The organism is Variovorax sp. 278MFTsu5.1 (assembly GCF_048305045.1).
In the GTDB taxonomy this organism is placed as follows: Bacteria; Pseudomonadota; Gammaproteobacteria; order Burkholderiales; family Burkholderiaceae_C; genus Variovorax; species Variovorax guangxiensis.
In genome coordinates, this window is sequence record NZ_CP157622.1 from 3,714,503 (window position 1) to 3,726,468 (window position 11,966).

At 70.5% G+C, this 11,966-nt stretch carries 8 protein-coding genes; 5 read left to right on the plus strand and 3 right to left on the minus strand.

What is annotated here, in order from left to right; genetic code table 11:
- The first annotated feature begins 3 nt into the window (after positions 1-3).
- Both bcsZ and ABL844_RS17270 read left to right on the plus strand, forming a co-directional pair.
- Positions 4-1,266 (plus strand): cellulose synthase complex periplasmic endoglucanase BcsZ, encoded by a 1,263-nt coding sequence (gene bcsZ, locus ABL844_RS17265; RefSeq protein WP_418128302.1) that lies wholly within the window; start codon positions 4-6, stop codon positions 1,264-1,266.
- Positions 1,242-5,642, plus strand: coding sequence for a cellulose synthase subunit BcsC-related outer membrane protein (locus ABL844_RS17270; protein ID WP_418128303.1), 4,401 nt, complete (start codon positions 1,242-1,244; stop codon positions 5,640-5,642). The genes bcsZ and ABL844_RS17270 overlap by 25 nt, the downstream gene beginning before the upstream one ends.
- A 177-nt stretch (positions 5,643-5,819) precedes the next feature.
- Here ABL844_RS17270 and ABL844_RS17275 read toward each other — a convergent pair whose 3' ends face one another.
- Entirely contained in the window at positions 5,820-7,175 is a 1,356-nt protein-coding gene (locus ABL844_RS17275) for a putative bifunctional diguanylate cyclase/phosphodiesterase (protein ID WP_418121162.1), read from the minus strand.
- Positions 7,176-7,317: 142 nt separating this feature from the next.
- Positions 7,318-7,692 carry a hypothetical protein gene (locus ABL844_RS17280; protein ID WP_418128304.1) on the minus strand — a complete coding sequence of 125 codons (375 nt, stop codon included), beginning with the start codon at positions 7,690-7,692 and terminating at the stop codon, positions 7,318-7,320.
- 171 nt (positions 7,693-7,863) lie between these two features.
- On the opposite strand from ABL844_RS17280, the gene ABL844_RS17285 reads away from it, so the two are divergent.
- The 3 genes from ABL844_RS17285 to ABL844_RS17295 are packed head-to-tail and all read left to right on the plus strand — an operon-like array spanning position 7,864 to position 10,619.
- Positions 7,864-8,541, plus strand: a complete 678-nt coding sequence (locus tag ABL844_RS17285) for an HAD family hydrolase (protein ID WP_418116514.1) — start codon at positions 7,864-7,866, stop codon at positions 8,539-8,541.
- On the plus strand, positions 8,538-10,193 hold the full coding sequence (pgm, locus tag ABL844_RS17290; protein WP_418128305.1) for a phosphoglucomutase (alpha-D-glucose-1,6-bisphosphate-dependent): 1,656 nt from the start codon (positions 8,538-8,540) through the stop codon (positions 10,191-10,193). The genes ABL844_RS17285 and pgm overlap by 4 nt, the downstream gene beginning before the upstream one ends.
- A gap of 6 nt (positions 10,194-10,199) precedes the next feature.
- Positions 10,200-10,619, plus strand: coding sequence for a PPC domain-containing DNA-binding protein (locus ABL844_RS17295; RefSeq protein ID WP_184637675.1), 420 nt, complete (start codon positions 10,200-10,202; stop codon positions 10,617-10,619).
- On the opposite strand, the gene ABL844_RS17300 is transcribed toward ABL844_RS17295, so the two are convergent.
- Positions 10,585-11,946, minus strand: a complete 1,362-nt coding sequence (locus ABL844_RS17300; protein WP_418128306.1) for a homoserine dehydrogenase — start codon at positions 11,944-11,946, stop codon at positions 10,585-10,587. The genes ABL844_RS17295 and ABL844_RS17300 overlap by 35 nt on opposite strands.
- Between the last annotated feature and the right edge of the window lie 20 nt (positions 11,947-11,966).

The following is an 11,966-nucleotide window of genomic DNA, read 5'->3' on the forward strand; positions in this document are numbered from 1 at the left end:
CTCATGCGACGCTCGAACACGGCGCCCCCACCCGAGCGGCTTGCGAGCCGGCGCGCCCTGCTGGGCGCGGCCGGGCTGGCGCTGGCGCTGCCCCGGATGGCCGCTGCAGCGCCCACCGCAGCGCCCCCGGCGCCTGCCGCTGCTCCAGCTGCCGCACCGGCCTGCCACCCCGCCACCGACTGGGCCGCCTTCGCCGCGCGCCACATACAGCCCGACGGCCGGGTGATCGACTTCAACACGCCGCAGCAGCAATCGACCTCCGAGGGCCAGTCGTACGGCATGTTCTTCGCGCTGGTCCACAACGACCGTGCCACCTTCTCTCGCGTGCTGGCCTGGACCGAGGCCAACCTCGCAGGCGGCAGCCTCGCCAGGCAGTTGCCGGCCTGGCAATGGGGCCGCAAGCCGGCCGGCGGCTGGGGCGTGCTCGACGCCAACGCCGCCTCGGACGCCGACCTGTGGATCGCCTATTCGCTGATGGAAGCCGGCCGCCTCTGGAACGATGCCGCCTATCGCACGCTCGGCCGCGAAGTGCTGGCGCTGGCGGTGCGCGAGGAGATCATCAACGTGCCGGGCCTCGGGCGCATGCTGCTGCCCTGGCCCAAGTCGGTGGCGAGCGGGCCGCTGTGGCGCCTCAACCCGAGCTATGCGCCGCTGCAACTGCTGCGCTACTTCCAGCAGGCCGACGCGGCCGGCCCGTGGAACGAGGTCATCGACAACACGCTGCGCATGTTCGGCGCCGTCACGCCCAAGGGCTTCGCGCCCGACTGGTGCGCCTGGTCGCAGGATTCGCGCTCGTTCGTGGCCGATCCGCAGAAGGGCGTCACCGGCAGCTACGACGCCATCCGCGTTTACCTCTGGGCAGGCATGCTTTCCGAGCGCGACCCGGCGCGCAAGATGCTGCTGCTGAGCCTGCGCGGCCCGCGCCAGGCACTCGCCGAGAACCACGCGGTGCCCGAGTACGTCGACACCGTCACCGGCCAGGTCCGCGGCATGGCGCCGCTGGGCTTCTCGGGCGCAATGCTGCCCTACCTCAAGGCGCTGGACGCCGCCGACGCCCTGGCCGACCAGGTCGCCCGTGTGCCCGGCGGCCGTGCGACGCCTCCCGCCCCCAACGCAACGACGCCACCCGTGGCGCCCTTGCCGTACTACGAACAGTGCCTGTTGCTTTTCGGACAGGCGTGGCTCGACGGCCGCTATGAATTCGGCCGCAACGGCCAGCTGCAAACCTCATGGAGAACGCTATGCCGTCCCAATCGACCGGCCTGAAGCCCCGGCGCTCGCTCGGCGTCGCCCCCGGCTCGCGTCCTTTCCCAAGCCCTTTTTCGCTCTCGCCGCAAACCCGTCAATGGACGGCCTGCCTCGGCATGCTCGTCGCGCTGTGCGCCGCCAACCCCGCTCACGCGCAGGCAGACGCCAGCGCCGCGCTGATCGAGCAAGGCAACTACTGGCAGGCCCAGGGCCGTGCCGATCTCGCCGAGGAAAGCTGGAAGAAGCTGCTGAGCGTGCAGCCCCAGTCGACCGACGCGATGTACGGCATGGCGCAGGTCGAGCTCTCGCGCGGCAACTCCGAGGCCGCGCGCGGCTGGATCGCCAGGCTGCGCACCGCGAACCCGAACGACAGCCGCCTCGCCCGCCTGCAGCAGCAGTCGCAGCAGCCTGCCGGCGCGCAGAGCACGCTGCAGCGCGCCCGCGCCGCCGCGCGTGCCGGCCGTGCCGCCGAGGCGGTGGAGCTGTACCGCAGCCAGTTCGACAACCGCCCGCCGCCCGAGGCGCTGGCACTCGAGTACTACCAGGTGCTGGCCAGCACGCCCCAGGGCGCCGACGAAGGCCGCCGGGGCCTCGAACAGCTGGTGAAGGATCACCCGGAAAACACCAGCTACAAGCTCGCGCTGGCGCAGCAGAAGACATACAGCGAATCGACGCGCCGCGCCGGCATCCGTGAGCTGGTCGAGCTGACCAGGCAGCCAGCCGTTGCCAGCGCCGCGCGCGCCGCGTGGCGGCAGGCGCTGATCTGGCTCGACGCCCGCCAGCCCGACGTTCCGCTCTACCAGGAATACCTGAGCAACAACCAGACCGACGCAGCCGTGGCCGCGCGGCTGGAAAGCCTCACCACCGCCAAGGCCGCGGCCACCAGCTCGCCCGGCGTTCCGGTGGGCGAAGGCTTCAAGGCGCTGGACCGCGGCGATGCGAGCACCGCCGAGCAGCGCTTCCAGCAGGCGCTTCGCACCAAGGCCGACGACACCGAGGCGCTGGGCGGACTGGGCCTGGTGCGCCTGCGCCAGGAGCGTTTCGCCGAGGCGCAGGAGCTGCTGGAGCGCGCGGTGCGCGGCGGCGGCAGCAAATGGAATTCGGCGCTGCAGAGCGCCAGCTACTGGGTGCTGGTCGGGCAGGCCAGGGCCGCCCAGGGCAAGAACGACCTGCGGGGCGCGCAGTCGCTCTACGAACGCGCGGTGCGCATCGATCCGCGCGAACCCGTGGGCCAGAACGCGCTGGCCGACCTGCGCGCCGCCGCGGGTGACTACGCGCAGGCCGAACAGGGCTACAAGCGCGTGCTCGAAAGCCGTCCGCAGAACACGCAGGCGCTGCGCGGGCTGATCTCGGTCTACGGCCAGACCGGCCGCCCCGACGAGGCGCTGGCCCTGTCGCGCCGCCTCACGCCCGAGCAGGCCACGCAGCTGGGCGGATTGCGCGACATCCAGGTCGAGCAGGCGCGCAACCGCGCCCGCCAGCAGGCCGATGCTGGCGATACGGCCGGCGCGCAGCGCACGCTGGAAGACGCGATGCTCGCCGCGCCCGACAGCCCCTGGGTGCGGCTGGACCTCGCCAATCTCTACCGCAAGCGCGGCATGGTGTCCGAAGCGCGCGGCGTGATGGAGGGCCTGCTGATGTCGCAGCCCGACATGCCCGACGCGCTCTACGCCAGCGCCCTGCTCGCCTCCGAGACCGGCGACGCGGCAGCGGGCATCCAGTACCTCGAACGCATTCCCGCCGGCTCGCGCACGCGCGACATGGCGGCACTGCAGCGCCGCCTCTGGGCGCAGCAGCAGGCGGCGCGCGCGCAGGCGCTGGCTCGCCAGGGCCAGGTGGATGCCGCACGCGGCGTGCTCGCGCAGGCAGAGTCGGCGCTCAGCGCCGACATGCCGGCCGAGCTCTGGGGCCAGCTCGCGGGCGCCTATGCCGAGATCGGCGACGCGCCGCGCGCCCTAGCCATGAGCCGCCAGCTGCTGGCGCGCTCGCCCACGCCGAGCACCGGCGACCGGCTGCTGTACGCCTCGGTGCTGCTCAAGACCAGGCAGGACATCGAGCTGTCGGCCGTGCTGCGCCAGCTGGCCACCACCAACATGACGGCCAGCCAGCGCGCCGACTTCGACAACCTGCGCATCGCCTTCGCGCTGCGCCAGACGGATTCGCTGCGCGAGGCCGGCAACCTCGAAGCGGCCTACAACGCGATGGCGCCGGTGCTCGCCGAGCGCCCGGACGATCCGCAGGCGCTGGCCGCGCTGGCGCGGCTGTACTCGGCGGCGCGCGACGAAGGCCAGGCGCTCGCGCTCTACCAGCGCGTGCTCCAGCGCAACCCGACCGATCTCGACACCCTGCTCGCCGCCGCGGCCAGCGCCAGCGCGCAGCGCGACCACAGCTCGGCCGAGAACTACGTGATGGCCGCGCTCAAGCAGGCCCCCGACCAGTCGCGCGTGCTCGCGGCGGCCGGACGCGTCTATCGCAACGCGGGCGAGAGCCGCAAGGCCGAGCAGTACCTGCGCGCGGCGGTCGAGGCCGAGCGGCAGGTGGCGTCGGGCGGCTTCGCGCCCGGCGGCATGGCGGCCTCGCCGTTGCCGCCGGCCAATCCCTTTGCGGGCATGACGGGCGGCGCGCCGAGCGCGGCCGTGCCGGCCAGCTATCCGGCAGCCAACGGCAATCCATTCGCTCAGGCGCGCATGCAACCGGCGTCCTATCAGGCATCTCCGGTGCCGGCGGGTTACCCGGTCGCGCAGGCCTATCCGGCGGCGAACCAGGCGTATCCGGCCTATCCCGCGGCTGCGGCACCGAATGCCTATCCGCCTGGCGCCCTGCCTTGGAATCCCGGCGCTGTGGCGTCGAACGCCAAGGGCCGCACGACGGCGGCCAAGTCGTCGTCGACGCGCACGGCGCGCAATGCCGCAGCGAACCCGAACAACGTGCCACAGGCCTCCGCGTACATCGCGCAGCCGATGCAGCAGCCATTGCCCCAGTACCCGGTGCCCGGCACGCAGCAGGTCGCGCCGGTCTACATTCCGCCGGCGCAGCAGCCCGGCGGCTATCCGGCTCCCGGCTATCCGCAGGCGAATGCCGCGTATGCGCAGGCCAACACGCCGCGCGCGGACACCGGCTGGAATGCGCCGCCGCGCAGCGCGCCCGCGACGAGCTCGGTGGCCGCCGAGCTGCAGGAGCTCGAATCGCAGCGCGCCGTGAGCCTCACGGCGGGCACGGTGTACCGCAACCGCGCCGGCGAGGCGGGGCTGAGCCGGCTGTCGGACTTCCAGCTGCCGATACAGGCGCGCTTCCCTGCGGGTGAAGGCAAGATCGTCGTGGGCGTGACGCCCACCGTGCTCGATGCCGGCACGCCCGCGAGCGACTACGCCACCGGCAGCCGCTTCGGCGGCGGCCCCAGCGCCGCACTGAACGCGCTGCGCAGCGGCGCCTCGGCCGGCCAGCAGAATGCGGCCGGCGTCGGGCTCAACGTGGGCTACGAGGGCAAGAACATCGATGCCGGCATCGGCACCACGCCGCTGGGCTTTCCCACCACCAACGTGGTCGGCAACGTGACATTCAAGGGCAGCATCGGCGACTCCTGGAACTACAAGGCCGACATCTCCCGCCGCGCCGTGACCGACAGCGTGCTGTCGTTCGCGGGCGCCAAGGACGAGCGCACCAACGAGCGCTGGGGCGGCGTGGTCGCCACCGGCGTGCGCGGCGACATCGGCTATGACGACGGCACCTACGGCGTGTACAGCTACCTCGCCGCGCACGGCATCACCGGCAGGAACGTGCAGAGCAACTCGCGCGTGGAAACCGGTGGCGGCGCCTACCTGCACCTGCTGAACAGCCCGAACTCCAAGCTCACGCTGGGCATGAACATCGGGCTGATGGGCTACCAGAAGAATCTGAGCTACTACACCTTCGGGCAAGGCGGCTACTTCAGCCCGCAGAGCTTCGTGAGCGTGGCCTTCCCGGTCGACTGGAGCGGGCGCAGCGACAGGCTCTCGTGGCGCCTGAACGCCTCGCTGGGCGTGCAGTCGTTCACCCAGAAGTCGTCGCCCTACTTCCCGACGGACCCGTCGCGCAACGCGGCCGCATCGAGCGCCGCCTACCAGGCGCTGGCGCTGGGGCTGAGCAGCTCGGCCTACAACAACACCTACGCCAGCAGCTCCAAGACCGGCCTGGCCTACAACCTGGCCGCGGTGGTGGAGTACCAGCTGGCGCCGAAGATGTTCCTGGGCGGGGCGCTGGGGTTCAACAATGCGCAGAACTACCGGCAGTTCACCGGCAGCGTCTACCTGCGCTATGTGTTCGGCGGCTCCAGCAGCATCGGCGTGCCCGGCTACGGCACCGGAAGCGGCACCACGCTGAGCCCGATGACATCGCCCTACACGCCGCTGCTCTAGGGCCTGTTCACACTATTTCCGGGCTCGCGTTGGTGCTCCAACCCTGCGGGAAGGGCCGCCAGGGCGGGCCACTCGGCGTTGCGCTCCTAGCGTGTGCGCATGCACACACGTCGTCGCGCGCCTTGATTGGCCCGCCCTGGCGGCCCTTCGCGACCCCGGAAATAGTGTGAACAGGCCCTAACCGGGGAGGCCCAGGGTGGGCCACCCGTCGCGGCCCCACAGCGGGGCGCGCTCGTATTGGGTCACCCACGGCGCCACGTCCTTGGCCGCCATCGGCTTGCTGATGCCGAAGCCCTGTCCCAGCGTGCAGCCCATGGCCAGCAGCGCCTCGCCCTGCTTCACCGTCTCGACGCCCTCGGCCACGGCCGTGAGGCCCAGCGCGTGAAGCAGCGCGATGATGCCCTGCACGATGGCCCGGTCCTGGCTGTTGTCGAGCATGCCGCGCACGAAGGACTGGTCGATCTTCACCGTCGACACCGGCAGCTGGCGCAGGTAGGTCAGCGACGAGTACCCGGTGCCGAAGTCGTCGATGGTGACGCCCACGCCGAGCAGCTTGCAAGCTTCGACGAACAAGGCGACGTTCGCGAACTGGCTGATGGCCGTGGTCTCGAGGATCTCGAGTTCGAGCATGCCCTCGCCCTGCTTCGGAAACTGCGCGAGGTGCCGTGCGAGGCGCTCGACGAAGTCCCAGCGCATCATGTGGCGCGGCGCCACGTTCACGCTCACCGAGATCTGCAGGCCCGCGAGGCGCCACTGGTGCGCCTGCCACAGCGCGGTGGCGATGGCCCAGTCGCCGACCTGCTCGACCAGCGCGTCGTCTTCGATCAGCGGAACGAACTGCGAGGGCGGCATCAGGCCGCGCTCGGGGTGCTGCCAGCGGATCAGCGCCTCGACGCCGACCACCACGCCGCGCAGCATGTCGACCTTGGGCTGGTAGACAAGGAAGAACTCGCCCTGCAGCAGCCCTTCCTGGATGCGCTGGCGCTCGCGCACCACCTGCTCGTCGGCGCGTGCCTGCGGGGCGTCGAAGTAGTGCACCTTGCCGTCGGCCGCGCGCTTGGCGAAGAAGGCCGCGTGCTGCGCCTGGCGCAGCGCCGTCTCGGGGGGCGGGCCGTTGCTGTCGAGCAGCATGGCGCCGATGCTCGCGTCGATGCTGGCCGACTGGCCGCGCCAGTCCCAGGGCTCGGCGAGCGATGCCTGGATGCGCTCCAGCACCTGCGCGCACTGCGAGGTGCCGAGGCCGGCGAACAGGGCCGCGAACTCGTCGCCGCCCACGCGCGCCATCACGCTCTCGCGCGGCAGCTCGGCCTTGATACGGCGGGCCACTTCCTCCAGGGCCGCATTGCCCGCGACCATGCCCAGGCGCGAATTCAGCTCGGCGAAGCGGTCGACATCGATGTAACAGACCGCGGCCAGCCGCTTGCCGGCCCGGGCCCAGTCCGCCATCAGCGGGCGCAGCACCTCATCCGGCGGGAGGCGGGCCGATCCGTCGTAGTACGACGGCAACGAGACTGTGGGTTGCTGGTTCGACAAAAGACTGGAGCTCCGGAAGTCGCGGGCTATTGTTCTCCCAATTGGGACTGATCCACCCTTTGCAGCGAAGATTTGTTACCGGTACGTGTTTGCACCACAACACCTTCGTATACATCACGGTGGCGTGGTCCGGCGAAGTCCGCTAGCCGCAGTACGCGCCGACCACCCGGCCGGTGGGCTCGACCTGCACGTTGAGCCGCATCATGTCCTGCGCCGGGTCGGCCGGCTCGGTCGCGAGCACGCTGCGCGCCATGCGGGCGCCGGCGCGCTGGCGCATTTCCTCCAGCAACTGCTGGGTGATGCGCAGCCCCAGTCCGAAGCGCACGGAGGCCGCCTGGCAGGTCTCGGGCGGCGTGACGAAGCTCGGGGGTTCGGGCACTTCCGAAGTCAGGGGCCGGTCGGCGGGGGGCGCCTGGCAGGCGGCCAGGGCGAGGCAGAGGCCCAGGGCAGCCATGACGGGCAGGTGTCGACCGTTCGCGTGGATGCGCATCTTTCTTGCTCCTTCGTCGTTCTTCATGCTGTGCGGAAGCTTATTCAACTCCGGGGGCGGCCCTGTGGCACAGGTTAAGCCAGCGGGCCTCGATGCATCAACTAAATCACGGGGGCGCGGCCCGGCGTCGCATTCGAGGGGTATGCTGAAAGCAACGCGCGCAGCCCATTGCAGTCAAGGCCCCTCGGGCACGAACCCATGACACAAACCCCTGCCACGGTCTTCCTGATCGACGTCGACAACACCCTGCTCGACAACGACCGCTTCATCGCCGATCTCCATGCCCGCCTCGACGAGGCTTTCGGCGCCGAGGTCGCCAGCCGCTACTGGACGGGCTTCGAGAAGCTGCGCGACGAACTCGGCTACGTCGACTACCTCGGCGCGCTGCAGCTCTTTCGCGCCGGCGCGGGCCGCAGCGGCATGAGCGACCCGCAGCTGCTGCGGATGTCCGGGTTCGTGGTCGACTACCCCTTCGCCGACAGGCTCTACCCCGGCGCGCTCGAAACGCTGAAGCACCTGCGCCGCCACGGCCCCACCGTGATCCTCTCGGACGGCGACGTGGTCCTGCAGCCGCGCAAGGTGCAGCGCTCGGGCCTGTGGGAGGCCACCGAGGGCCGCGTGCTGATCTACGTGCACAAGGAGGAGATGCTCGACGCCGTCGAGCAGCACCACCCCGCGCGGCACTACGTGATGATCGACGACAAGCTGCGCATCCTCTCGGCCATGAAAGCCATCTGGGGACCGCGTCTTACAACCGTCTTCGTGCGGCAAGGGCACTATGCGCTCGACGCCGGGGCCAACGCGGCCCACGCACCCGCCGACATCACCGTCGAGCGCATCTCGGATCTCATCAACTTCGACTTCCCGTCCACATGAGCCAAGCAAGCAACCCTCTCGCGGGCAAGCCCGCCCCCATCGAACTGCTGGTCGACGTGCCGCGACTCGTCTCGGCCTACTACACCGGCCGGCCCGACCCGTCGGTGCCTTCGCAGCGCGTGGCCTTCGGCACTTCGGGGCACCGGGGCTCTTCCTTCGACGATGCCTTCAACGAGTGGCACGTGCTCGCGATCAGCCAGGCCATCTGCGACTACCGCAGGCAGCAAGGCATCGACGGCCCCCTCTTCCTCGGCATCGACACGCATGCGCTCTCCACTCCGGCCTTCGGCAGCGCGGTCGAGGTGCTGGCGGCAAACGGCGTCGAGCTGATGATCTCGAAGGACGACGAGTACACGCCGACGCCGGCCGTCTCGCACGCGATCCTGGTCTACAACCGCGGCCGCACCTCGGGGCTGGCCGACGGCATCGTCATCACGCCCTCGCACAATCCGCCCGAGAGCGGCGGCTTCAAGTACAACCCGCCCAACGGCGGCCCGGCCGGCACCGACATCACCTCGGCCGTGGAGGCCGCGGCCAACAGGATGCTGGCGAACGGCCTGGAAGGCGTGAAGCGCATGCCGCTCGCGCAGGCGCTGCGCGCTTCGACCACGCACCGCCACGACTACCTGAACAGCTACGTCGAAGACCTGGCGCAGGTGCTCGACATGGACGCGATCCGCGACGTGAACATCGACCTGGGCGTCGATCCGCTGGGCGGCGCCGGCGTGCGCTACTGGCCCGCCATCGCCGAGCGCTACAAGCTCAAACGCCTGAACGTGCTCAGCCGCGAGGTCGACCCGACCTTCCGCTTCATGTCGCTCGACTGGGACGGCCGCATCCGCATGGACCCGTCGTCGCCCGACGCGATGCACAAGCTGATCGAGCTGAAGGACCGCTTCGGCATCGCCTTCGCCTGCGACACCGACCACGACCGCCACGGCGTCGTCGCCGGCAGCACCGGGCTGATGCAGCCCAACAGCTACCTCGCGGTGATGATCGACTACCTCTACACGCACCGCCCGAACTGGCCCGCGCAGGCGGCCATCGGCAAGACGGTGGTGAGCAGCCAGATGATCGACCGCGTCGCCAACCGGCTTGGCCGCAGGCTGCACGAGGTGCCGGTGGGCTTCAAGTGGTTCGTCGACGGGTTGGTCGACGCTTCGCTGGCCTTTGGCGGCGAAGAGAGCGCGGGCGCAACCTTCCTGCGCAAGGACGGCTCGGTGTGGACCACCGACAAGGACGGCATGGTGCCAGCCCTGCTTTCCGCCGAGATCGCCGCGCGCACCGGACGCGACCCCGGCGAGCGCTATGCCGAGCTGACGCAGGCGCTGGGCAGGCCGGTGTCGAACCGGGTGGACGCGCCGGCCACGGTCGAGCAGAAGAAGCGGCTGTCGAGCCTGTCGCCGCAGCAGATTCGCTCCACCGAGCTGGCAGGCGACAGGATCGTCGAGGTGCTGAGCCATGCGCCGGGCAACGGCGCGGCCATCGGCGGCGTGAAGGTCGTGACCGCCAACGGCTGGTTCGCCGCGCGGCCCTCGGGCACGGAGAACATCTACAAGATCTATGGCGAGAGCTTCAAGGGCGAGGAGCATCTCGCGCGCATCCTCGAGGAGGCGCAGCAGGTCGTGGACGGTGCGCTCTCCGGAAACTGAAGCCGCATGCGGACGCTGGTGCTGCGGCTGAACCCGGGCGACGACCTGCGCGCTTCGCTCGATTCGGCGCTGGGCCGAAGCGGGAGCGATGCGGCCTTCGTCGTCTCGGGCATCGGCAGCCTGAGCGGCGCGAGCATCCGGTTCGCGGGTGCGCCGACGCCGGCCCGCATCGAGGGCGACCTGGAAATCCTCACGCTGGCGGGCAGCCTGTCGCCGGACGGATCGCATCTGCACATCAGCGTGTCGGATGCCGAGGGCCGTGTCTCCGGCGGGCATGCGGCGCCGGGGTGCGTCGTGCGGACCACGGCCGAGATCCTCGTCGCCGTGCTGCCCGACTGGCGATTCGCGCGAACGCTCGATCCGCTCACCGGCTATGCCGAGCTGAGCCCGCTCAGCCTTCCAGCGACTCCACGCGCAGGGTCGTGACCGCGCCCGCCACCTCGGCGCGCGCCTGCAGCGCATGCACGGCCAGGTCGAGCGTGCCCTGCTCCACCGGGCCGGTCAGCACCAATACCTGCGGCCCCATGCCGGGCCGCTCGGCGGCCAGCGCGACCTGGCGCACCGGCACTTTCTGCTCGGCGAGACTGGCCGCGACGGCCTGGATCTGATTGACCGCATGCACCGGCACGCGCAGGTAGTGCGATGTGTGGACGGCTGCGCGCGGCAGCACGGCCAGCGCGTTGGTCGCATGCGCATGGACGCCAAGGTGCGGCACGTGCTGAGCGGCATGGACGCCATCGAGACGCGCCACGTCGACCAGGTCGGCGATCACGGCGGAAGCCGTCTGCTCCGAGCCGGCGCCCGCGCCGTAATACATCGTGAGGCCGGCTGCGTCGCTCTTCACCATGACGGCGTTCATCGAGCCATTCACCTGCGCCATCAGGTGCGTGGCCGGCACGAGCACCGGCTGCACGCGCAACTCGACGCCGGCCGCCTGCCGGCGCGCGACGCCGAGCAGCTTGATGCGGTAGCCCAACTGCTCGGCGCAGGCCACATCCACGCCCTGCAGCGCGGTGATGCCCTCGACCTGTGCGTCGGCAAAGCGAAGCGGCATGCCGAAGGCGTTGGCCGCCAGCAGGGTCAGCTTGTGGGCCGCGTCGATGCCCTCGATGTCGAAGCTGGGGTCGGCCTCGGCATAGCCCAGCGCCTGGGCCTGCGCGAGTGCGGCGGCGAAATCCAGGCCCTCGTCGCGCATCTTGCTCAGGATGAAGTTGGTGGTGCCGTTGATGATGCCGGCCACCCATTCGATGCGGTTGGCGGCGAGGCCTTCGCGCAGCGCCTTGATGATGGGGATGCTGACGGCCACGGCGCCCTCGTAAGCCACGATCACGCCCTTCTCGCGCGCGGCGGCGAAGATTTCGGCGCCGTACACGGCCAGCAGCGCCTTGTTGGCCGTGACCACGTGCTTGCCGTGCGCGATGGCGGCCAGCACCCAGTCACGCGCCGGGCCGGTGCCGCCGGCCACTTCGACCACCACGTCGACGTCGGGATGCGTTGCGACCTGCATCGCGTCGGCCGTCAATGCGACGCTGTCTCCCACGACGCCGGCCGCTCGCTCCAGGTTGCGCGCGGCGACCATCACCAGTTCGATGGACCGGCCCGCCCGCGCGGCGATGTCGGCCCGGTTGCGCGCCAGCACGCGGAAGGTGCCCGAGCCCACGGTGCCGATGCCGATCATTCCCACGCGCAGGGTACGAATGGCCGCATGGCGGTGGTGCAAGGGCTCTAGGGATTCAACGGGATCGCGGTACATGGACAACTCCTGACGAAAAA

Coding starts and splice junctions, on each gene's coding strand:
- bcsZ (WP_418128302.1), top strand. CDS start 4: ATGCGACGCTCGAACACGGCGCCCCCACCCGAGCGGCTTGCGAGCCGG.
- ABL844_RS17270 (WP_418128303.1), top strand. CDS start 1,242: ATGCCGTCCCAATCGACCGGCCTGAAGCCCCGGCGCTCGCTCGGCGTC.
- ABL844_RS17280 (WP_418128304.1), bottom strand. CDS start 7,692: ATGAAGAACGACGAAGGAGCAAGAAAGATGCGCATCCACGCGAACGGT.
- ABL844_RS17285 (WP_418116514.1), top strand. CDS start 7,864: ATGACACAAACCCCTGCCACGGTCTTCCTGATCGACGTCGACAACACC.
- pgm (WP_418128305.1), top strand. CDS start 8,538: ATGAGCCAAGCAAGCAACCCTCTCGCGGGCAAGCCCGCCCCCATCGAA.
- ABL844_RS17295 (WP_184637675.1), top strand. CDS start 10,200: ATGCGGACGCTGGTGCTGCGGCTGAACCCGGGCGACGACCTGCGCGCT.
- ABL844_RS17300 (WP_418128306.1), bottom strand. CDS start 11,946: ATGTACCGCGATCCCGTTGAATCCCTAGAGCCCTTGCACCACCGCCAT.